This window comes from Chryseobacterium tructae (assembly GCF_030409875.1).
Taxonomy (GTDB): Bacteria; Bacteroidota; Bacteroidia; order Flavobacteriales; family Weeksellaceae; genus Chryseobacterium; species Chryseobacterium tructae.
On the sequence record NZ_JAUFQR010000001.1, the window covers coordinates 2,086,073 to 2,107,629 of the forward strand.

The window sequence follows — 21,557 nt, forward strand, 5'->3', positions numbered from 1 at the left end:
TTCAAAAATAGTGCAGATGAGACCTTAGGTTTCGTTTGACCAATTAAACAAGTAGATAGATAAGCAAATGAAAATATCAAACAACTGGCTGAAAGACTTTGTAAAAACGGAATTGAAAACTGAAAGAATCGGTGAATTCCTTACAGACATAGGTCTTGAGGTTGAAGGGATAGATAAATTCGAAAGTGTAAAAGGCAGTCTGGAAGGAATTGTTGTAGGTAAAGTGTTAACCTGCGAAAGCATCCAAATGCTGATAAGCTGAAGAAGACAACAGTAGACGTTGGAAATGGGAAGATCCTGAATATCGTTTGTGGTGCTCCCAATGTAGATGCAGGCCAAACGGTTCCTGTAGCCGTTGTCGGAACAAAAATCTATGATAAAACCGGAAACTTTTTTGAAATTAAAGAAGCAAAAATCAGAGGCGAGGTTTCTCAGGGAATGATCTGTGCAGAAGATGAGCTTGGCCTTAGCGAAGATCACGGCGGAATTATGGTGTTAGACGAAACCAAATATGAAGTAGGGAAGAACTTTGCAGACTATTTTGAATTGACCAATGATGAGGTTCTTGAAATTGGTTTAACGCCCAACAGAACTGATGCCATGTCGCATTATGGAGTAGCAAGAGATCTTCATGCATTTCTTTCCACGAATCAGCAGAAATCGCAGTTTAATAAAGTAGCATCTGAAGCTTTAAATAATGAAGGATCTCACGATTTCAAACTTGAAATTGAAGATGCCGAACTTTGTCCTAGATATATCGGGGCAGTGATTGAAGATGTAAAAGTTGCAGAATCTCCAAGCTGGTTAAAAGACAGATTAAAAGCGATCGGATTAAGCCCGATTAACAATATTGTAGATATTACCAACTATATTCTTCACGGATACGGACAGCCTCTTCACGCATTTGATGCCGATAAAATTGCAGACAAAAAAGTGAAAGTAGGAGTGGTAAAACCGGGAACAAAGTTCAAAACTCTGGATGGAGTGGAAAGAACTTTAAACGGTACAGAGATCATGATCAAAGATGGTCAGGATACCCCAATGTGTATTGCCGGAGTATTTGGTGGCGAAAATTCAGGAGTATCTGAAACTACAAAAACGGTATTTCTTGAAAGCGCTTACTTCAATCCAATTGCAGTAAGAAAAGGAGCAAAAATTCACAGTTTGAATACAGATGCTTCTTTTAGATTTGAAAGAGGAGTAGATCCAAACCTTACAAGAACGGCGATTACTCACGCTATTAAATGATTCAGGAAATTGCTGAAGGAAAACTAGTAGGGGAGCTTTTAGAAGAATATCCTAAGAAAATTGAAGATAACTATGTGATCATAAGATTCTCTAAAATTGAACAGATTTTAGGAACAAAAATTCACAGAGAAAAAGTAAAAGAGATCCTGAAAGCATTGGAAATTCAGGTTTTAAATGAAATTCCTAACGGTTTTGAAATCTCTGTTCCTGCTTACAGAGCAGATGTAACAAGAGAAATCGACGTTATTGAAGAGATTTTAAGAATCTACGGATACAATAAAATTGATGCTCCACAAAAAATTTCGTTTACACCGGTTAAGCTGAGTGCCAACGATCAGGACGAATTGGAGAATAGCTGGGCAAGAACTTTACAAAGTCTTGGATTCAATGAGGTTATGAACAATTCATTAACTTCTGTAAAAGATGAAACGGATGCCGTGAAATTACTAAACCCTTTAAGTGGTGATCTTGCATTTATGAGAAAATCGCTATTGGAAGGACTTCTTCAGAATACGGTTTATAATATCAACAGAAAGAATGAAGATATCAAGTTCTTTGAATTAGGAAAGATCTACCACAAAAGAGAGAAATATGAAGAAAGAAAACAATTAGCAATGATTGTTTCTGGAAGAGATGTTGCAGAAAACTGGTTACAACCTAAATCTTCAGTAAGCTTCTACAACCTTAAGGCATATGTAAAGGTTTTATTAGAAAAATTAGCAGTAAACTATAAAGAAGTTGCTTTATCTGACGAAAGATTCTCAGATGCATTAGCTTATGAAGCAGATGGTAAAGTGTTGGTAAGAATCGGAAAAGTAGCTCCGGTATTGTTGAAGGATTTTGATATCGATCAAGATTGTTTCTACGCTGAAATCGAAATTGAATTGGCGCAGGAGTTACGTTCTAAAAACGAATTGAAGTTTAAAGATATCCCGAAATTCAATAAGATCAGAAGAGACTTAGCTTTATTGATTGATAAAACGGTTAACTATCAGGATTTATTCCAGACAGCAAAGAAAAACAAATCACCATTCATTAAGAGTATCAACTTATTTGATGTATATGAAGGGAAAAACCTTCCTGAAGGTAAGAAGTCTTATGCCATGAGCTTTGAGTTGTTAAACGAAGAAAAAACACTGGAAGAAAAAGAAATCACCGAAGTAATGGATTCCTTAATTAAATCTTTCCAGAAAGAATTCAATGCAGAATTAAGATCTTAATATAAAGATTACAGAAATACAGAGAAACGGACCTTTTAAAGTCCGTTTTTTTTTTTAGGTTGGGAAACGCAGTGGCGCAAAGAAATTATTATAGGAACTGTTTTAAGGCGCAAGAGAATCAAAGATTCTCAGCAAGTCAATGATCTCAGGTTATCTTTCCGCTGCAATATTCTATGTGTCCTTTAGTATGTAAAAAGAAATTAAGTTTACAAACTAAAGGGCACATAGAACTTAATGTGATGCATTATTTTATTCGTGCATTCGTGGCAATTATAAAAACGGTATACAATTTTATCGAAGATAGAATCCTAGCGCCTTAAAAGCACCAGATTATCAAAACCATTGCGCCTTAGCGTTTTCCAACTTACTGGATTACATTTAAAAGCTGAGATTCCTTCGCTTCGTTTGTCATAACAAAGCCAAAATATCAACCGTTAAAAAATAATAAAATGTACAGCAGCCCGTTTAAATAATATAAAATCCGTAAATTTGGATTAATTCAAAAAGTAAAAAATGAAAAATCTTTTTTTAAGTATATGTACAGCAGCAGTATTGGCATCATGTGGATCCATGACTAGCCCATCTGCTTCTAAAGTAGGAAAGCTCAGCCAGCTCTTGCCAATACAAAATGGACTTTAGCTGATAATGTAAAAGGCAAAATTCCAACCTTAAATATCGAAGGAGAGAAAATCAATGGAAATGCTGGTTGTAACAACTACTTCGGAACAGCTACCATAGATCCTTCTACAGGAGGTTTTTCTGCGGGACAAATGGGTTCTACAAAAATGATGTGTAATAATATCGGAGTAGAGCAGACTTTTATGGATATGGTAGGAAAAGCGAATAAGTATGTCATTTCAGGAAATACCCTGGAGCTTTATAAAGACAATCTTTTATTATTGAAATTCAATAAAGCAGAATAAAAAACAAAAGGAACTCAATTTGAGTTCCTTTTTTATGATTTAGATAGTATTAATCTTCCTCTTCTTCGTCGTACTTAGCCAACTCTTCATCGCACCATTTAAACGCTGCTTCTACCACTTTCGTAGCTTCGTCTGCCATAGTCTCCTCATCATCTCCTTCAAGATCATCTAGCCACTCAACTTCCTCTTCCTCAACGTTTAGGATAAATCTTGGATATTCTGTGTGGACTACGAATAGATCTTCTGGAAATTCCGAATTATCTGCTAATAAACTTAGGTAATTTCATTTTTTTAATGTTTTAACTTTCTCAAAGATAAATAAAATTATTGACTTAAAATCAGTTCAAAAACATTTTTGAAACTTTTTCAGCTTTTTTACTTTCAGAATAATCATAGAAGCCTTCTCCTGATTTTACGCCCAGTTTTCCAGCCATTACCATGTTTACAAGCAATGGATTTGGAGCGTATTTAGGATTCTTGAATCCGTCATACATAACATTCAGAATAGCAAGACATACATCAAGACCAATGAAGTCTGCCAATTGAAGTGGTCCCATCGGATGAGCCATACCCAGCTTCATTACTGTATCAATTTCCTCTACACCAGCAACACCGTTATAAAGAGTTTCAATAGATTCGTTGATCATTGGCATTAAGATTCTATTAGCTACAAACCCAGGATAATCATTCACTTCTACCGGAACTTTACCTAATGTTTTACTCATTTCATATACAGCATCGAAAGTCTCTTTAGAAGTAGAATATCCTTTGATGATCTCTACCAGTTTCATGATGGGAACCGGGTTCATAAAGTGCATTCCGATTACTTTGTCTGCTCTTTTTGTAGCCGCTGCAATTTTTGTAATAGAAATAGAAGAAGTATTGGTAGCAAGAACACAATTAGCAGGAGCCAATTCATCCATCTGACCGAAGATCTTTAATTTTAGATCAAGATTTTCAGTAGCCGCTTCTACGATAAGATCAGCAGCTCCTACAGCATCATTAAGAGCTGTGAAAGTAGTGATATTGCCTAACGTTTCAGCTTTTTGCTCTTCCGTAAGGTTTCCTTTTGCAATGATTCTGTCAAGGTTCGTAGTAATGGTTTTCAATCCTCTGTCTAAAGCGTCTTGAGATACATCTACAAGATTTACTTTAAAACCGCTTTGCGCGAACGTATGTGCAATACCATTTCCCATGGTCCCAGCTCCGATAACTACAATGTTTTTGATCATTTTTCCTTTATTTTTTATAGATAGTTAAATTGTTTGCATTCATAAGATCCTTCTGATGGATAACTTCGGTAGGCTCAAAATTTACATTTCCTTCGTTAGGTCGCTTTTTGTTGTTGTTTTGATTGGAAACTACAGCGGTGAGCCCACGTACAAGACGTTTTCTTTGATTGATAGTAAGAAAATCTGTTCCCACATAATAGGCATATTCACCTTCTCTTCCTAGTCCGCTTTGTAGAAGGATTTCCAGACTTCTTATCTGATTCTTCCTTTTAAACTCTTTCAGGTAGCTTGTAACCGGCTTGTCGGAAGCCGTACCGCAGCATACGCTTGCATAGCTGATCTTTACATAGTTTTGATTCTTCTGTGAAAAGAAAAATGTCGAATAAAATAAAGCCGCTGCTAATAGTACTTTCTTCATATAATGAACTCAAAGAATCAATACGATTCCTGCGCTAAAATTAAGCTTAATATTTTATTTATTAAAATTATCCCAGACGATCTTTGAAATATCGGAAACCATACGGGTATTTACCTTTTCAGTTTCTGTAGAATTACTTACAAATACGGCAATTGCATAATGTTTTCCGTTGGGAAGCGTGATGATTCCCATATCATTTTCTGCGACGGTAAGTATATTATCTGGTTTTCCGGAAGAACCCGTTTTATGGGCAACAGGCGTCCCTTTGGGTAATTGTTCAACAATTTTATTGGTTCCGGTAGTTGTTCCCAGCATAATCTGCATCAGGAAATCTGTAGATCTTTTAGAAAGAAGCTTGCCATCATAGAATTTTTTTAAAACCTTTACAGTAGAATTAGTGCTGCTTTCGTTCCCATATTGGGTTTTCCAGTTTTTATGCATGTCATCTTCAGTGTATTTTATCTGAAGATCTTTTACTCCTTTAGAATCCATGTATCGTTGAACAGTTTGCGAGCCTCCTATCATTCTTAAAAGAAAGTCACAAGTGTTATTGTCACTCTGTGCAACCGTGTAAGTGATTATTTCACCCAAAGAAAGCTCAATATTTCCATCAGGATATTTTTCGCGTACTGGAGACCATGTATTTTCTAATAGATCTGATTTTTTTATTAAAAACTTCTGATCCGTAGAGAACTTTCCCTTATCTACCATATCCAACACGGCACATGCAAGATGAAATTTGAAAACACTGAGTAAAGGAAGCTTTTTATCTCCGTTTTTACTGTATTTGAAGGGAGTTTCAAAATCTAAAACAGAAACGCCTACTGTCGCTTTCTTCCCTTTTATAACAGTGTTTATTTTTTGATCCAGTACTGATTTCTGTGCCGTAGCCAATGCAGAAACCATAAGTAATAAAAAAGTTATTTTTTTCATAGAGATGAAGTTAAAAAAACTCCCTTTTAAGATAAAAAAGGGAGTTGCAATTTAGGTATTTATTACTACTTTAATTCAAAATAATTGAGATTGACCCCATTATTTTCAAAGTATATTCTGATTTTATTTTCACCTTTCTGAAGGGATATGTTCTTCACTATAGTGGTTGCCCAGTTTTCATTTTTGTCTGTAGCGGGGAGCGCGATACTTGCTAGTACTTTTCCTGAAGCATCTTCCAGTTTTACTTTTGAAGGATTTATACTGGAATATCTGATTTCCAGCGTATATTTTTTTGCAGTTTTGGAGTTGATGGTATATTGCAGCCATTCTCCAGCTTCCGTTTTTCCTACATAATACTGATTGGTTACTTTATCATTACATACATAAATGTCTACACCATCATTTCTCATTTGTTGACCGGAATTCCATTCTGATCTTTTTGCCGGATCACTTACCCAGAGATTGATAAAGTCTTTGTCCATATAAGCAGAACCTATTCTTCCTAAATCATACTCTGAAGCGAATATTCTTCCGGGAATCTGATGATTTTTAAACGGTTTTGTGGAGGCATCTGTCACTTGTCTGAATAGCGCATCAATAACATCATTTTTGACTTCCACATTACTGAATTTATAGTTGTCAGCTATTTGCATCAAAGCTTTTTTAGCATATTCTTTTGAAGGTTTTTCGCCACCGTTTTTCCAGTAGTTCAACAGTTTTTCATATTCAGGAGTTGTTTTTACATTGGTGATTCCGGCAATATTATCGATCTTTTTCATAGGCCAGAAGGCATATCCTATATTATGTTTATCTAGGAGTTGAACCAGCTCTGTAAACCACACATTAGAATTTTCACCTGTTTCTCCAAGCCATATCGGCATATTGTGTTTTTCCCTTAAATCCAGCGCAGACTGTATGGTTTTATCATCATTGTCATTCCAGTATTTATGAAAGCTAAAAGCCATATTCCTGTCCCAGATCGGTATTAAACCATTATAATTATTGCCCCAGCCATTTCCTTCAATAAAGATAATATGCTTTTGATCAACTTCCCGAATCGCATTGGTGATGTCTTTTTGTAATTTCCAAAGGGGAGCATTAGACATTTCATCTGTTCCATTTGGATTTTTCCCTGTGAAATTGATATTGGGTTCATTAATAAGATCATATCCTCCAACCCAGGGTTCATTTTTGTATCGATCCGCTAGTTTTTTCCAAAGAGCAACTGTTTTTCTTTGGTTTTCTTCACTTTCCCAAAGGGACGGCTTTGATTTATCATTGTCTGAAATATTAGCATCATTTCCCTGTCCGCCGGGAGCTGCATGAAGATCGAGGATCAGATAGATTTTATTGTCTTTACACCACTGAAGCAAATCATCAGTCATCTTAAAACCTTCTTCCAACCAAGTATCTTTACCTTTTACCGGTTCTTTTTCTATAGGAAGAGTGTAAAGATTATAATGCATTGGAAGCCTAATAGAATTGAACCCGGCCTTAGCTAAAAAATCAATATCCTGCTTGGTAATACCATTCTTTAAGTAAGCTTTATAAAACTCCTGCATTCCATCTTCACCGATCAATTCAGCTATTTTTTCCTTGATCTTATATTGTGGGCCTGCGAAATCAGCCGTTTTCAGCATATATCCTTCCTGAAGCATCCAGCCGCCTAAGCCAAGGCCTCTCAATTGGATGTTTTCACCTTTATCATTAACGATTTTTTGCCCAGAAGTCTTTAATAATTGTGATGTCCCAAATTGAGACAATAATAAAGCGGATAATAGAATGGTTCTTTTCATAGTTGTTTTGATTTTAAATATTGGGGAAGGATTTAATTATAAAAAATGGTAATGTCAAAATAAGAATCTCTATACATTTTTCTTATTTTACAGGAATCCATTGGGTATATAAAACAAAATTTTTCAATTGTTTCTTGAATTGTTGTTCAAATATATTGTTTTTTTTGTTTTAAAATTAGTTTTATATTGATAAATCAGTAATTTTTAGAGAAAAAAATATTTAAGAATCAGATACAAACTAAAACTAAAAATGCTATCTGATAATCATTTTTCTGATTATTAAGATAGCATTATAATTATTGCTGTTAATGAAAACAGTATATTTTCTATTTTAGCTGATAAGCCTCATGATTTCTAAAGCAACTTTCAATGCTTCAGTTCCATCTTCAAGGGAAACCTCTACATTCTTATTGTCAGTGATGGCATCAGCAAAAGAATTTAATTCATCGAGAATAGCATTGTTAGGCTGAATGTTGGGATATTCAAACAGAATCTGGTTTTTCTCCCCTTCCGCATTTTCAATGATCATATCAAATGGAGTAGGGTTTTCAGGGGCGTCTTTCATTTTGATCACTTCCGCTTTTTTCTCAAGAAAGTCTACAGAAATATAAGCATCTTTCTGGAAGAATCTACTCTTTCTCATGGCTTTCATAGAAATTCTGGAAGTGGTAAGGTTGGCAACGCATCCGTTTTCAAATTCTATTCTGGCATTAGCAATATCCGGTGTCTTGCTTACAACACAAACACCACTTGCATGGATGCTCTTCACTTTAGATTTAGCAATACTTAATAAAATATCCAGGTCGTGAATCATAAGATCTAATACCACAGAAACATCCGTACCGCGAGGATTAAATTCAGCCAATCGGTGGATTTCGATGAACATAGGATTGCTGATGTATTCCTTAGTAGCAATAAAAGCTGGGTTGTATCTCTCAACGTGTCCTACCTGCGCCTTGATTCCTTTTTCCTGACATAAACGAAGGATCTCTTCTGCTTGTTCCAGCGTTTGGGTAACCGGTTTTTCAATAAAGAAATGAAGTCCTTTTTCTATCGCTTTTAAAGCATAATCATAATGATAGACTGTTGGAGTAACAATGTCCAGCATATCGATCTGCTCAAGCAATTCATCAAAATTTTCAAAATACTTATATCCGAATTCGGCTTCTAATTTTTTCCCGTTTTCAACATCTTTATCGTGGAAGCCTACAAACTCATATCTATCTGACTGATTAAGAAGTTTTAAATGTATCTTTCCCAAGTGTCCGGCACCTACCAAACCTGCTTTTAACATAGCTGTATTAAATTTCTGTAAATATAGTGAATGTACATCATAAAAATACATGACTTTTTACTTGGATATTCTTCTGACTTAAGTATTAATGTATATACTTATCAATTAAAAGAATTGTGTTAAATTCGCGGTCTTAAAAAAATTATAACTATGAAAAAAATTGGCTTCATTTTATCCGTAGCAGGATTGTTGGCAGCTGGATGTTCAGGATCAGGTGATAATATTGCCACTGAAGTACACAATAATCCACCTCCGCAACCTAAGTGCGAAACCCCAACAAGCTTAAGTTTCAAACCATTATATAATCTTTTTTCCTGGAACAGTAATAGTGGTCAGGGAACGGGATTTTTTGAGGTTCAGTATGGAGAACAGGGATTTTCTTTAGGAAATGGAACTGTAGTTGAAGTGAATAATACCTCTTACACTCTTCCCATATTCAAAGGTAAAAAATACGATATGTATGTGAGAAAGAATTGCGGAACAGCCGATGGGAAAAGTAACTGGGCAGGCCCTATAACCATTCTTTCTGAAAATACTACGGCTTGCGTAAAACCAGGCTTTGTTACTTATACCACCACCACTGCTTCTGTTTATGATCCTACTTTTTCAGCAACTGTTAGCTGGGAAAGAGATGGAATATCTGTGTATGAAGTATATTTAGGGACAAGTGGTACACCTCCGGCTCCCGGGAATGGTGATGCCATTCTTCCTGGGCACGATGCGGCTTTTTTGAATTTAAATAAAACGATTGCTTATAATTTCTACGTCAGAAAAAGATGTGAAAATAATACATATACAGATGTTACCTCACAGGTTATAAAATGGAATTAATATATAGAATAAAAGCTGTCAGATTTTTGGCAGCTTTATTTTTTGTGGATAATTCTTTTACCTGATTTCTAAAATCTAAAATCTAATTTCTTATTTTTGTCAGATGCAGGATTCGTTTGTACATAAAGGAAAAAGAAAGAATTTAGTAGAATATCTCAGATACAGAATTGGGATTTCAGATGAAAATGTACTTTCGGCAATGAATGACGTTCCGAGACACCTTTTCATTGAAAGTATTTTTGAAGATTTTGCCTATGAAGACAGAGCTTTCCCTATTTTGGCTCACCAAACCATCTCACACCCTTCCACAGTAGCAGAGCAATCTGAATTATTACAGGTGAAAGCAGGTGAAAAAGTGTTGGAAATTGGGACTGGATGTGGTTATCAGACTGCCATTTTACTGGCAATGAAAGCCCATGTTTATACGGTGGAAAGACAAAAAGATTTATTCGACTTTTCTAAAAATAAATTGAGAGAACTTCATCTGTACCCAAAATTTCAGAGTTTTGGAGACGGATTTGCAGGGCTGCCAACCTTTGCTCCTTTCGATAAAATTATCGTAACCTGTGGAGCGGGAACTTTACCTACAGAATTATTGAAACAATTAAAAGTAGGTGGTATAATAGTCATTCCTTTAGGTCCAACAGATGAGCAGGTTTTATTCCGATTTACGAAAGTGGGACCAACAGAATTTGAAAAAGAAGAATTTGGAGCTTATAAGTTTGTTCCGATGTTAGGGAATACAAATCAATAAAAATTAAAATTCCAATTATAAAAATATATCCGGATTACGGAATAGGTAGAGGAACTGGTCTCAAACACCAGTTCTTTGCTTTTGGTCTAAGAATGCCCGAATTAAAAATGTTTAACCCAGAAATACATTCAGAAAAATAATGTATTTGTAGATAAGTGATTAAAAATAAAACTCTTATGGTGATTTTTATGCCGTTTTATTTTGAAGTCTTTGCGTTGGTGTAATTTAAAGTTTTTTGTGTTTTTTTAATAAATTTTGTGTTCAGTTCGGAATGGAAATTGGACTCTTTTAAAACAAAACCACTTAAAATCTTATGATTATGGATACAAACAGATTCAAAGCTTCACATGATTTTAGCAATCTTCAAAAGAACCTGCACAATAATCCCGGATATAGTGTAGAAAGTTATTCTCAGCAGGTTAAAGAGTACATTCATGATATGAAAAGTAAAAATCAGGAGGCAACAAAACAGGGATTCATGACACATGCCCAGAAATCAGTGAAAGAAGTTTGGGAAGAAATTCAGGAAATCGCTTCTGAGGCTTGGGAGAAGAATAAACACCATTCTGATGAAAAGAAATAATTTAATATTAAAGTTCAATAACCTTACTTTTAGCGAGTGAGGTTTTTTATTTAAATCCAAAAAATAATAATGAAAGTCTTTATTAATAAAAGAATTCCTGAGATTGGAATCGAGATGTTGGAAGAAGCAGGATTAGAGATCACAATTCCTGAAAATGAAAATCTTAGCTATGAAGAATGGCTGAAGTATTGTAAAGATACAGATACAATTCTGAGTATTGGAGGTGATTTTAAATATGATAAAGTATTTTTTGATGCCTGTCCTAATATTAAAGCCATTGCTTTATATTCTGTAGGTTTTGATCATGTAGATGTAAAAGAAGCTAATCAGAGAAATATTCCAATAGGAAATACACCGGATGTACTGAGCAGAGCAACTTCTGATGTCGCTTTTTTATTGATGCAATCAGTTGCAAGGCGAACCAGCTATAATTTTCAAAAAGTAAAAGAGGGAAACTGGGGTAATTTTGATCCTCTTCATGCTCTGGGGCAAGAACTTTATGGTAAAACTCTGGGGATTTTCGGATTGGGAAGAATAGGTTTTCAAATGGCTGAAAAATGTAGAAAGGCTTTTGATATGGAGATTATTTATCATAATCGTCGTCATCATGAAGATGCTGAAAGAGAATTAGGTGCAACTTATGTTTCTTTTGATGAGTTGGTTAGAAATTCAGATGTGCTCAGTATTCATGCCAATTTTACTTCCGAGCATAAGGGTCTTTTTAACGAGTCTGTATTTAAAAAAATGAATCCCAATGCCATTTTTATCAATACAGCAAGAGGAGGTTTTCATCAGGAACAGGATTTATATAAGGCATTAACTGAAGGCAGAATCTGGGGAGCAGGTCTGGATGTAACCCACCCGGAACCTATGTCTGCAAAGAATCCTCTTTTGGAGCTATCTAATGTATGTATATTGCCTCATATCGGTTCCGCAACCATTGAAGCCAGAAATGGTATGGCCAGACTTGCTGCCGAAAATATCATAGCCTTTTCAAACGGCGAGAAGATGCCTAACTGTGTAAATCCAGAAGTTTATTCCCATCATTTATAATAACTTGGAACTATTTTTGTTCTTAGTTTATAAACCTTAAAATCTAAACAGCATGGCACCAGAAAACAATATTAATGAACAGAATAAAAGGTTGGAACGTATGGACTATGATCCCAACGAAGATATATTCAAAAGAGAAAAGCATATTTCGCTCGATGGAGATGGTAATCCTATTCTTGAGGAAGAAGATGAAGATAAAATAGATAAAGGACTGGATATTCCAGGAGCAGAAGAAGATGATGAAATGGAAGAAATAGGTGAGGAAGATGAAGAAAACAACTATTGGAGCCTCAGTGATAATGAGGACGATCATGAAGAGGAAAATGATGATGTTTTAACTTAAAATTTACTCAGATAAAATAATAACCTTGCTGATTTTCAGTGAGGTTTTTTATTTCCGGATGATCACCTTACTCTGTAAGAAGAAATTCCCATCCTTCGGAGGGGAATGTGAGTGCATTTATTCAAATATAGTATTTAAAAGCTATTGTTATTTATATTCAAAAATGACAGGACAGAAGCTCAGTTCTTAATAATTTTACTTTTTCTCAATTTCGTCTTTTCTGCTTTCTCAGCTTTTCTCTTCTTTTGTTGCCTATATTTCATAATTTGAATATCTTTAAAACTTCAAACATTGTTTAAACATAGAACTTTAAATAGCAATATGACATTCCAAGAACAGATACAGCAGGGGATACCTAATCAGCTGCCACAACCGAAACCATACGAGACAAATATCAACCATGCTCCAAAGCGTAAAGAAATTTTAGGAGAGGAAGAGAAAAAATTGGCATTAAAGAATGCTTTACGTTATTTTGATCCTCAATTTCATGCAGAATTAATTCCTGAATTTAAGCAAGAACTGGAAGCTTATGGAAGGATTTATATGTATCGTTTCGTCCGGATTATGAGATGAAAGCGAGATCTATTGAGGAGTACCCAGGGAAATCTGAGCAGGCAAAAGCAATTATGCTGATGATTCAGAATAATTTGGATTACGCAGTTGCTCAGCATCCTCACGAATTGATTACGTATGGTGGAAACGGAGCTGTTTTTTCAAACTGGGCTCAGTATCTGTTGACGATGAAGTATCTGTCTGAAATGACCAATGAGCAGACTTTGGTGATGTATTCAGGACATCCGATGGGATTATTCCCGTCTCATAAAGATGCACCAAGAGTAGTGGTAACCAACGGAATGATGATCCCTAATTATTCTAAACCGGATGATTGGGAGAAATTCAACGCTCTTGGAGTAACACAGTACGGACAAATGACTGCGGGTAGTTATATGTATATTGGCCCACAGGGAATTGTTCACGGGACTACCATTACGGCTTTAAATGCTTTCAGAAAGATCAATAAAGAGCCTAAAGGAGGGCTTTTTGTAACTTCCGGATTAGGAGGAATGAGTGGAGCTCAGCCAAAAGCTGGAAATATCGCAGGCTGTGTTACGGTATGTGCAGAAGTAAATCCAAAAATTACTAAGATCCGTCACGATCAGAAGTGGGTGAACGAAATTTATGAAGATCTTGATGCATTGGTAAAGAGAGTAAGAGAAGCTCAGGAAAATAAAGAGACGGTTTCTTTGGCTTACCTTGGAAATATTGTTGATGTTTGGGAAAAATTTGATCAGGAAGATTTAAGAATTGATATTGGTTCAGATCAGACCTCACTTCACAATCCTTGGGCTGGTGGATATTATCCGGTAGGACAAAGCTTCGAAGAATCTAATACAATGATGGCTGAAGATCCTGAATTATTCAAAGAAAAAGTTCAGGAAACATTAAGAAGACACGCTGCAGCGATCAATAAACATACAGAAAAAGGAACGTATTTCTTTGATTACGGAAATGCTTTCTTATTGGAGGCTTCCAGAGCGGGAGCTGATGTAATGGCAGACGATCCTACATTAGGAAGAGAGTTCAAATATCCAAGTTATGTTCAGGATATTATGGGACCTATGTGTTTCGATTATGGTTGGGCCGTTCCGTTGGGTATGCACCAGTGGAAAACCTGAAGATTTACAGAAAACGGATGATATTGCTTGTGCTGTTTTAGAAGAAATGGTCAAAAATTCGCCTGAAGAGATCCAACAGCAGATGAAGGATAATATTCAGTGGATCAAAGGAGCACAGGAAAATAAACTGGTTGTAGGTTCGCAGGCAAGAATATTATATGCAGATGCAGAAGGAAGAATGAAGATTGCGGAAGCATTCAATAAAGCAATTAAGAATGGTGAAATTGGCTCTGTCGTATTAGGAAGAGATCATCATGATGTTTCAGGAACAGATTCTCCTTATAGAGAGACTTCCAATATTTATGATGGTTCCCGATTTACAGCTGATATGGCGATTCACAATGTCATTGGTGATAGTTTCCGTGGAGCAACATGGGTTTCCATTCACAATGGTGGTGGTGTAGGCTGGGGAGAAGTAATCAACGGAGGCTTCGGAATGCTATTGGATGGTAGTGAAGATGCTGACAGAAGATTAAATCTATGCTTTTCTGGGATGTGAACAACGGAATTTCAAGAAGAAGCTGGGCCAGAAATGAAGGCGCTATTTTTGCCATTAAAAGAGCAATGGAAGTAGAACCTAATTTAAAGGTAACTCTTCCAAATCTTGTAGACGAAAATTTACTATAAATTTTAAAGAATTCGGCATTGGCAAGTATTAACAAAAAATTGTTTTCACACCTCAATGTAGAGGATAGTGATCCTGTTTGGGGAAAATTTGCTGAGGTTGAATTTTCAAAGAAAAACATATTCTCGGACAATAAAGCCTATCTTGTTGAAGATGGGCTTGTCCGTAAATATTATATCAATAACACCTCAGACATCGATATTGAAGTCTGTGCAGAATTTTACTTTCCTGGTGATATTTTTACAGTAGGAAACAAAGGCTCTGAAGGGATGTATGAATCCATTAGTGGAGGTCTGGCCTGGGAAATCACCTTGGAGGAAGTCAATGAAATGTTTGCAGAGAATCCTGAGTGTCGCTTCGTACAAAATTACTACCTGAGCAGGAAACTGAATGCTGCCATGAAGCGCGAGATGCTCCTTCTGAAAAATACTCCACAGGATCTTTATGAATACCTGTTGAAAAATAAACCCCATTATATTCAGAATATTCCCTTAAAATATTTGGCTTCCTACATCGGGATTACTCCGATTTCTCTGAGCCGAATCAGAAAAAGGATTAGTTAAAGGCAGGAAGCTTGAAGCGGGAAGTTATCAAGGTCATATCAATTCATATTGCGTTTTTGATAGGAACTATTTTATATAAACGCAAAGTTTCAATTTTAAATACTTACTATTTTAAGTGAGCAAAGAGTTGATCGATTTTCAATCGATTTGATGAAGTGTGTTGTTATCATCAGCTTAGTCAACGGCTTTGCCGGCATCTTTGCTTTCTTCAAAATAAAACGGAGTGATAATAAAAGTCTTTGCGTTTAAAAAAATCATCTGAACTACTCATCAATTCAAAACAACTATCAGAAATTACAGGACGGCAATTAACTTCCATCTCTCAGCTTTAATTAATTAACTTTTGTTTATTGTTTCGCCCTTCGCAAGTATCTTCCTTTGTAAAAAAGAATTTATGGAAATACAAAAATTAAACTGGGCAGGAGTAAAACTGATCTCTCAGGGAAAAATAATTTTGATTGATGCAGTAGAAGATTTTTCTTATTACAAACCTGTATTAGGAGAAGCCGTAGACGAAGTGATTAGTTTTACAGATGAGATAGAAGCAGATTATATCTTATTTACCCATATGCATCTGGATCATTTTGATAAAAGTGTTATAAAAAAATGCCTGAAAAAAGAAGGAAAACTGATTGTGTATTCAGGATTAGAATCAATTGTCAGAAGTTTAGTGGAAGACGTTGAAATAGTGGTTCTGAATCTGGATGAAACTTTCTCTGAAAATGGAATCACCTTTAAACCTGTATATGCGATGGATGGAATAGGAGAAATACAGTCTTCATGGATTGTAGAAGATGAAGAAACTAAGATCTTTCATGGTGGAGATACCATTTGGCATAACCAATTCTGGAAGCTTGGAAAAGAGAATAAAGACATAGATTATGCCTTTTTACCTGTTAACGGAGTAATCGTCAATTTTGAAATTATTGGATTGGAATACAGTCCGGTTCCGGCATCTCTTAATTTGAAGGAAGCCTTTACAGCAGCTCATTTGCTCCATGCTAAAAAACTGGTTCCTATGCATTATGGATTATTTGCTCATGAGAAGTGCTATATCCCACAATTGTTTGATGAGAATGATCTGAAAAGAGTTTCTGAGGAAGTGGGGCAGGAGTATATGGCTTTGAAGGATGGAGAAGTGTTGGTGGATTCGTAAAGAAACATTTGTTTTTTAACAAATAGATTCATAAATTAAAAAATGAAAAAAATTGGAATTATAGGTTGTGGTTGGCTAGGTACTCATATAGCTGATAAGTTATCGGGTCAATATGAGATTTTTGCAACCACTACTTCAGAATCTAAAATAAAAGATTTATCCGCTAAAGGATACCACATCACTCAGGTTAGCTTTCCAGACGATGATATATCGGAAACGATGAGCGAATGGAAAATAGCTCCACAGTTGGATGCTGTGATTATCACGGTTCCTTTTTCGGGAGTGAGAGGTGCTGAAATTCCTTTACATGATAGAGCTAAGAATTTATTAGCATTTCTTGGAGATTATAAAGGTCAGCTTTATATGATGAGCTCCACGGGTGTATATCCTGATATTGAAAAAGAGTTTACAGAAGATGAACGGCTTGCAGATGATGTTCCAAGCGAGAGTATCATAAAAAACAGATTTCCTGAAGTTAATATTTTGAGATTGGCAGGATTAATGGGAGATCAGAGGCTTTTAAAAAACTATAATATATCCAATCTGGATCTGTTGGTTAATCATATTCATTACGTTGATATTTGTTCAGTCGTTGAGAAAATGCTAAAGAATAACTCTCAATCTAAAGTTTATAATGTAGTGGCACCCGTGCATCCTAATAAAGAAGAGATTATCAATGCACAGAAAGATCTGCCGTATTCAGGTGAACGTACCACACAAGGCAGAACAATATCACCTTCAAAATTAATTTCAGAGCTGGATTATGAATTTGAATATCCTGATCCGCGATATTTTCATCTTACGAATGGTTCTTAATGATAATGTCTTAAAAAATAGAAACCTGCTGTTAAGCAGGTTTTTTTAATCTTGATAATCAATGATTTTATATGCGATTTGTTCTTTCTCGATATAATTTTTAAGTTCATCAAGATCTGTCCAGACATAAGAAGAGCCGTACTGACAAATATAAATGCCATCCTCCTCAAAAATAATACTGATATTAGGCATTTCCCCAGTGTTTTCTGCATGTCTGAAATCCCAGAACAGCTGATGGGCATGTTCATATTTTTTCTCAAAAAGTACAGCGTTTTCCAACAAATCCTGAATATCAGCGGTTTGTTGTTCTGTAAGTTTTGCTTTTAATTTGTATTCAAGTCCCATTGTAACTTTTCAATACTTTCAGTTTAAATTTTTACCTGAAAAATAGGGTAATAATCATTAAAACTCCAAAATGATTTCTGAACATTTTTTTATCGGTTAAGCAAAAGTTTATTATTTTTGAAGCTCATACCATTTACCAAAGCACATTATTTACGATGAACAAATTTTTTTTCATTTTTACTATTCTATCTATAATGCAGGTTCGTTATACCTGCGGTGTTAAAGACAGTCCCCCAAACAGTAAAGATGTACCTTATGTGGAAAATACAAGCGAAATTCCGTATGGTCGTCAATTCTTACCCCAAGAGCAATTGGAAAGAGAGGTGCATATACAGAGATATAGGTATTATGAAACAAAAGACCTGGACTTCCTTACAAATAAAGGGTATATCCTGATTGTTTTAGGAAGATACAGCGAAGCAATAGAACAGTTTAAAGAAATTGACTCAATACAACCCGGCAGATATTCTACCTATTCCAATATGGGAACAGCCTTTGAAATGATGGGCAATAATACGGAAGCTCTTCAATGGATTGAGAAAGCTTTAAAAGCAGATCCAAAATCGCAACAATCTTCCGAATGGATTCATATTAATATTCTGAAAACTCATCTAAAAGGAGACCGTTCTATCTCTTCCATGAATCTTATTGGAAAAGATTTTGGAAATGAAGAATCTCCAAAATCCCATCTTACACCGGACGAGCTGAAGACTCTCAGAACACAGCTTTATGATCAGCTGAATGAAAGAATATCTTTGATAAAGCCCAAAGACAAGGTAATAGCACAGCTTTTGTTTGATCTCGGAAATGTTACTTTTTTAGAAGGAAAGAAAAAAGATGCAATGGAAGAGTATCAGCTGGCAAAAGACTACGGCTTTGATGATCCTATATTGATCAAAAGACTCCATCTATATCCCTCTGATCTGTCTAAAGTGGATGAGAGAACAGCTATTCTTGCACCAGAAACCAAAGAATTCCGTGGAATGATAATTGGTCTTTCTTTAGCCGCCCTTTTAATGTCGGGACTAATCCTTTTTATTTTTAGAAAGAAAGTTGCCTTAGTATTGAAATAGAGTTTTCCTTCAACTCTATGTATCCGTGTGGTTAAAAGATAAAACCACATAGACTTTATATATAATAATTCATGCATTCATAGCGACCATTTAGCAGTATACAATTTTATCGCAGATAATCTTGCGCCTTACAACAGTATTTTTCAATATCATTTTGCGCCCTTTAGTTTGTACTATATTTTTTTAATGATTTCATTATTAGTTTTATAGTATTAATTAATCCACAAGAAACAGGGTGAATCAGTTTGCGCCAGAGGATGCTAGACCTATGCAAAGATTATGAACCCTGCTTCTTTGAAAGTAAGGTCATAATAGAAAATTTAGGCTTTAGACCTATTATCAAGGACTTAGACAAGACTTTCAATGTGGATGATAACCCAAAAAAAGTTATGAAACAAAAAGTACATTATCGGAATTGATATTTCCAAATCAAAAATTAGATTGTGCAGTAATGGATTCTGAGTATAAGATCCAATGCGAGTTGATTATTCCCAACACAGAGAAAGGAATTGCTTCTTTTTTTGAAAGATATTTTTAAGAATGCTAAAAAAATAACAAAAAGAAGATCTTTTTGATTTGCTGCGAAAAATACTGGGATTTATAATCGGCCATTGGAAAAAAATTCTGTTCAAAATTAGGGTATTTTCTTTGGGTAGAACACCCAATGAAAATCAAAAAAGCAGCAAGTGATTTAAGAGGAAAAGACGACAGAAAAGATGCCAGAAGAATTGCAGAATATGCTCTGCGTTATTATGATAAAGCAATGTTTTATCAGGAACCAGATGAAGTTATACAACAAATGAATGTACTGGCAAAATCCCGTGATACTTTACTGTTGCAAAAAACAGCTTTGGAAAATCAATTAAGGGAAGCTAAAAGCCACGATTTGTATGTGTTTAAGCTATTGACCCAAGCCTTTTCAAAAACGCTAAAAACTCTGACAACGTCAATAAAAGCAATAGAAAATGAGCTTTCAGAACTCATGGAGATCCGAGATGAGATTAAGGAAAACAAAGAACTTTTGACCTCAATTCCTGGAATCGGAACTCAATGTGCTCTTAATTTAATCATCATTACCAATAACTTCAAATCGTTTGATAACGCTAAACATCTGGCTTGTTATGCGGGAGTTGTTCCGTTCAAAAATCAATCAGGAACCATTGTGAAAAAAAAGAACGTGTATCGAAAAATGGCGAATCAAAAAAACTGAAAAAAAAGCTGCTCCATTTATCTGCCATGGCAAGTATAAGAACAGACAAGGAATTAAAGACCTATTTTTCTGAGAAAAGTAGAAGAGGGTAAAAATAAAATGAGCATTCTTAATGCTATAAGAAATAAATTAGTACATAGGATAATGGCCGTAATCAAACGAAAACAGCCATTTTTTCCTAAAGAAGAATTTTTATCAATAAAAAACACTCATAATACTTGCTTATTAACATAGAAATCTTAGCGTTTCCAACCTTTTCTATTCCAAGAGCATCTCTATAGTAAAAGAAATACTATGAAAATCACCATCCCTAAACCCTGTCATGAAAGCTGGGACAGTATGACCTATGATGAAAAGGGGAAGTTCTGCACGATTTGTTCTAAAACGGTTCACGATTTTACCCGTTTTTCAGATGAAGAACTCATCAATAGTTTCGATTCAAGTGAAAATATTTGCGGAAGATTCCGGGAAGATCAGTTGGGCGTAAATTTAAACTTTTCCTTATCGAGTAAACTGGCTTTGGGATTATTGGTTGCAGGTAGTTTTATGACTACTGTAAATGCACAGGAAACAAAACTGGGAAAGGCAGAGCTTGCAGAGAAAGCATCAGGAGTAAATATGTTTGTAATATCCAATCATCCTTTCAACATAGATCCATCTGTAAGAATTGGGGCACCCGCTGTTATAAAAACGGAGAATAGACCATTTATCTTGCTGAATGGTAAAAAGGCTTCCTTAGAAGAATTACGTGCGATAAAACCGGATATTGTAGACACTATCTATACGCTTTCAGGAAAAGAAGCGATAGAGCAATATGGTGAAAAGGCTAAAAATGGAGCGATCATAATTACAACAAAAAAGAAAAGAAAGAGAGCATAATAAGAAAAGCTCCGGTAACAGAACATTACCAGAGCTTTTTATTTATTGTTTCACAGCCTGAATAGCCGCTTCATAATTAGGTTCTTGAGAAATATCCGGTACCTGTTCTTCGTAAATAATATTTCCAGAAGGATCTATCACTACCACTGCACGGCTAAGAAGCCCTTTCATGGAAGATTCTACCATTTCTACCCCATAATTCCAACCGAAATCAGAACGGAAATCCGAAAGCATTACCACATTGTTGATTCCTTCAGCACCACAAAATCTTTTTTGAGCGAAAGGTAAGTCTTTGGAAATACAAAGAACTACTGTATTGGGAAGGTTTCCTGCTTCCTCATTGAAATGGTGAACAGACGCTGAGCAAACCCCTGTATCAACGCTAGGAAAGATGTTCAGAATAACATATCTTCCTTTGTAAGCCTCTAAGCTCTGGTCATTCATATTAACGTCCGTAAGGGTGAATTTAGGAGCGGGCTTGTTTATATCCGGTAATTTCGAGTAAGTACGTACAGGTGTTCCTTTTAACATCACTGTATTGATAGGCTTAGATTTTTGAGCAAACCCTAATACTGAGCAAAAGAGT

Annotated in this window: 20 protein-coding genes and 3 pseudogenes; 15 read left to right on the plus strand and 8 right to left on the minus strand. The window is 35.4% G+C overall.

The features are described 5' to 3' along the window. The first annotated feature begins 67 nt into the window (after positions 1-67). The 3 genes and pseudogenes from pheT (at position 68) to QWZ06_RS10315 (ending at position 3,391) form a co-directional block, all read left to right on the plus strand. Positions 68-2,468, plus strand: a pseudogene (pheT, locus tag QWZ06_RS10305) (phenylalanine--tRNA ligase subunit beta). Positions 2,469-2,981: 513 nt separating this feature from the next. Then, positions 2,982-3,107, plus strand: a complete 126-nt coding sequence (locus QWZ06_RS10310; RefSeq protein WP_290297790.1) for a hypothetical protein — start codon at positions 2,982-2,984, stop codon at positions 3,105-3,107. A gap of 35 nt (positions 3,108-3,142) precedes the next feature. Further along, complete coding sequence (locus tag QWZ06_RS10315; RefSeq protein WP_494337513.1) at positions 3,143-3,391, plus strand: META domain-containing protein; 249 nt, start codon at positions 3,143-3,145, stop codon at positions 3,389-3,391. Positions 3,392-3,440: 49 nt separating this feature from the next. Here QWZ06_RS10315 and QWZ06_RS10320 read toward each other — a convergent pair. The 6 genes and pseudogenes from QWZ06_RS10320 to QWZ06_RS10345 all read right to left on the minus strand — a co-directional run bounded on the left by QWZ06_RS10320 (position 3,441) and on the right by QWZ06_RS10345 (position 9,064). Then, positions 3,441-3,678: pseudogene (locus QWZ06_RS10320) on the minus strand (DUF8828 family protein). A gap of 51 nt (positions 3,679-3,729) precedes the next feature. Beyond that, complete coding sequence (locus QWZ06_RS10325; RefSeq protein ID WP_290301337.1) at positions 3,730-4,620, minus strand: 3-hydroxybutyryl-CoA dehydrogenase; 891 nt, start codon at positions 4,618-4,620, stop codon at positions 3,730-3,732. 10 nt (positions 4,621-4,630) lie between these two features. Then, positions 4,631-5,041, minus strand: coding sequence for a hypothetical protein (locus QWZ06_RS10330; RefSeq protein WP_290297793.1), 411 nt, complete (start codon positions 5,039-5,041; stop codon positions 4,631-4,633). Between the two features lie 54 nt (positions 5,042-5,095). Beyond that, complete coding sequence (gene bla-A / locus QWZ06_RS10335) at positions 5,096-5,974, minus strand: CGA/CIA family class A beta-lactamase (RefSeq protein ID WP_290297796.1); 879 nt, start codon at positions 5,972-5,974, stop codon at positions 5,096-5,098. A 65-nt stretch (positions 5,975-6,039) separates the two neighbouring features. Next, on the minus strand, positions 6,040-7,770 hold the full coding sequence (locus QWZ06_RS10340) for a cellulase family glycosylhydrolase (RefSeq protein WP_290297798.1): 1,731 nt from the start codon (positions 7,768-7,770) through the stop codon (positions 6,040-6,042). 331 nt (positions 7,771-8,101) lie between these two features. Beyond that, positions 8,102-9,064 carry a Gfo/Idh/MocA family protein gene (locus tag QWZ06_RS10345; RefSeq protein ID WP_290297800.1) on the minus strand — a complete coding sequence of 321 codons (963 nt, stop codon included), beginning with the start codon at positions 9,062-9,064 and terminating at the stop codon, positions 8,102-8,104. Between the two features lie 150 nt (positions 9,065-9,214). Between QWZ06_RS10345 and QWZ06_RS10350 the strand changes: the two genes are divergently transcribed. The 9 genes and pseudogenes from QWZ06_RS10350 to QWZ06_RS10390 all read left to right on the plus strand — a co-directional run bounded on the left by QWZ06_RS10350 (position 9,215) and on the right by QWZ06_RS10390 (position 17,464). After that, positions 9,215-9,895, plus strand: coding sequence for a hypothetical protein (locus QWZ06_RS10350; RefSeq protein ID WP_290297802.1), 681 nt, complete (start codon positions 9,215-9,217; stop codon positions 9,893-9,895). Between the two features lie 103 nt (positions 9,896-9,998). After that, complete coding sequence (locus QWZ06_RS10355; RefSeq protein WP_290297804.1) at positions 9,999-10,649, plus strand: protein-L-isoaspartate(D-aspartate) O-methyltransferase; 651 nt, start codon at positions 9,999-10,001, stop codon at positions 10,647-10,649. Between the two features lie 319 nt (positions 10,650-10,968). Further along, positions 10,969-11,232, plus strand: coding sequence for a prevent-host-death protein (locus QWZ06_RS10360; RefSeq protein ID WP_290297806.1), 264 nt, complete (start codon positions 10,969-10,971; stop codon positions 11,230-11,232). A gap of 69 nt (positions 11,233-11,301) precedes the next feature. Beyond that, complete coding sequence (locus QWZ06_RS10365) at positions 11,302-12,285, plus strand: 2-hydroxyacid dehydrogenase (RefSeq protein ID WP_290297808.1); 984 nt, start codon at positions 11,302-11,304, stop codon at positions 12,283-12,285. A 52-nt stretch (positions 12,286-12,337) separates the two neighbouring features. Next, the gene (locus QWZ06_RS10370; protein ID WP_290297810.1) at positions 12,338-12,628 is read left to right on the plus strand and encodes a hypothetical protein; all 291 of its coding nucleotides are present in this window, start codon (positions 12,338-12,340) and stop codon (positions 12,626-12,628) included. A gap of 321 nt (positions 12,629-12,949) precedes the next feature. Beyond that, positions 12,950-14,931, plus strand: a pseudogene (gene hutU, locus QWZ06_RS10375) (urocanate hydratase). 18 nt (positions 14,932-14,949) lie between these two features. After that, positions 14,950-15,492, plus strand: a complete 543-nt coding sequence (locus QWZ06_RS10380) for a Crp/Fnr family transcriptional regulator (RefSeq protein WP_290297812.1) — start codon at positions 14,950-14,952, stop codon at positions 15,490-15,492. 394 nt (positions 15,493-15,886) lie between these two features. After that, positions 15,887-16,648 carry an MBL fold metallo-hydrolase gene (locus QWZ06_RS10385; protein ID WP_290297814.1) on the plus strand — a complete coding sequence of 254 codons (762 nt, stop codon included), beginning with the start codon at positions 15,887-15,889 and terminating at the stop codon, positions 16,646-16,648. 42 nt (positions 16,649-16,690) lie between these two features. After that, on the plus strand, positions 16,691-17,464 hold the full coding sequence (locus QWZ06_RS10390; RefSeq protein WP_290297817.1) for a Rossmann-fold NAD(P)-binding domain-containing protein: 774 nt from the start codon (positions 16,691-16,693) through the stop codon (positions 17,462-17,464). Between the two features lie 45 nt (positions 17,465-17,509). Here QWZ06_RS10390 and QWZ06_RS10395 read toward each other — a convergent pair whose 3' ends face one another. Beyond that, positions 17,510-17,809 (minus strand): hypothetical protein, encoded by a 300-nt coding sequence (locus QWZ06_RS10395; RefSeq protein ID WP_290297819.1) that lies wholly within the window; start codon positions 17,807-17,809, stop codon positions 17,510-17,512. Between the two features lie 155 nt (positions 17,810-17,964). Between QWZ06_RS10395 and QWZ06_RS10400 the strand changes: the two genes are divergently transcribed. The 3 genes from QWZ06_RS10400 to QWZ06_RS10410 all read left to right on the plus strand — a co-directional run bounded on the left by QWZ06_RS10400 (position 17,965) and on the right by QWZ06_RS10410 (position 20,971). Then, entirely contained in the window at positions 17,965-18,882 is a 918-nt protein-coding gene (locus tag QWZ06_RS10400; RefSeq protein ID WP_290297822.1) for a tetratricopeptide repeat protein, read from the plus strand. 610 nt (positions 18,883-19,492) lie between these two features. Further along, positions 19,493-20,092 carry a transposase gene (locus QWZ06_RS10405; RefSeq protein ID WP_290301339.1) on the plus strand — a complete coding sequence of 200 codons (600 nt, stop codon included), beginning with the start codon at positions 19,493-19,495 and terminating at the stop codon, positions 20,090-20,092. A gap of 294 nt (positions 20,093-20,386) precedes the next feature. Further along, positions 20,387-20,971 carry a hypothetical protein gene (locus QWZ06_RS10410; protein ID WP_290297823.1) on the plus strand — a complete coding sequence of 195 codons (585 nt, stop codon included), beginning with the start codon at positions 20,387-20,389 and terminating at the stop codon, positions 20,969-20,971. Between the two features lie 42 nt (positions 20,972-21,013). Here the strand turns inward: QWZ06_RS10410 and tpx are convergent, their stop codons facing one another. Beyond that, positions 21,014-21,514 carry a thiol peroxidase gene (gene tpx / locus QWZ06_RS10415; protein ID WP_378171025.1) on the minus strand — a complete coding sequence of 167 codons (501 nt, stop codon included), beginning with the start codon at positions 21,512-21,514 and terminating at the stop codon, positions 21,014-21,016. Positions 21,515-21,557 lie beyond the last annotated feature (43 nt).

Excerpts from the sequence above, each read along its gene's own strand:
- QWZ06_RS10365 (WP_290297808.1), top strand. The coding sequence starts at position 11,302 with ATGAAAGTCTTTATTAATAAAAGAATTCCTGAGATTGGAATCGAGATG.
- QWZ06_RS10340 (WP_290297798.1), bottom strand. The coding sequence starts at position 7,770 with ATGAAAAGAACCATTCTATTATCCGCTTTATTATTGTCTCAATTTGGG.
- QWZ06_RS10385 (WP_290297814.1), top strand. The coding sequence starts at position 15,887 with ATGGAAATACAAAAATTAAACTGGGCAGGAGTAAAACTGATCTCTCAG.
- QWZ06_RS10330 (WP_290297793.1), bottom strand. The coding sequence starts at position 5,041 with ATGAAGAAAGTACTATTAGCAGCGGCTTTATTTTATTCGACATTTTTC.
- bla-A (WP_290297796.1), bottom strand. The coding sequence starts at position 5,974 with ATGAAAAAAATAACTTTTTTATTACTTATGGTTTCTGCATTGGCTACG.
- QWZ06_RS10410 (WP_290297823.1), top strand. The coding sequence starts at position 20,387 with ATGAAAATCACCATCCCTAAACCCTGTCATGAAAGCTGGGACAGTATG.
- QWZ06_RS10395 (WP_290297819.1), bottom strand. The coding sequence starts at position 17,809 with ATGGGACTTGAATACAAATTAAAAGCAAAACTTACAGAACAACAAACC.
- QWZ06_RS10345 (WP_290297800.1), bottom strand. The coding sequence starts at position 9,064 with ATGTTAAAAGCAGGTTTGGTAGGTGCCGGACACTTGGGAAAGATACAT.
- QWZ06_RS10400 (WP_290297822.1), top strand. The coding sequence starts at position 17,965 with ATGAACAAATTTTTTTTCATTTTTACTATTCTATCTATAATGCAGGTT.
- QWZ06_RS10355 (WP_290297804.1), top strand. The coding sequence starts at position 9,999 with ATGCAGGATTCGTTTGTACATAAAGGAAAAAGAAAGAATTTAGTAGAA.
- QWZ06_RS10390 (WP_290297817.1), top strand. The coding sequence starts at position 16,691 with ATGAAAAAAATTGGAATTATAGGTTGTGGTTGGCTAGGTACTCATATA.
- QWZ06_RS10370 (WP_290297810.1), top strand. The coding sequence starts at position 12,338 with ATGGCACCAGAAAACAATATTAATGAACAGAATAAAAGGTTGGAACGT.
- QWZ06_RS10350 (WP_290297802.1), top strand. The coding sequence starts at position 9,215 with ATGAAAAAAATTGGCTTCATTTTATCCGTAGCAGGATTGTTGGCAGCT.
- QWZ06_RS10310 (WP_290297790.1), top strand. The coding sequence starts at position 2,982 with ATGAAAAATCTTTTTTTAAGTATATGTACAGCAGCAGTATTGGCATCA.
- QWZ06_RS10360 (WP_290297806.1), top strand. The coding sequence starts at position 10,969 with ATGGATACAAACAGATTCAAAGCTTCACATGATTTTAGCAATCTTCAA.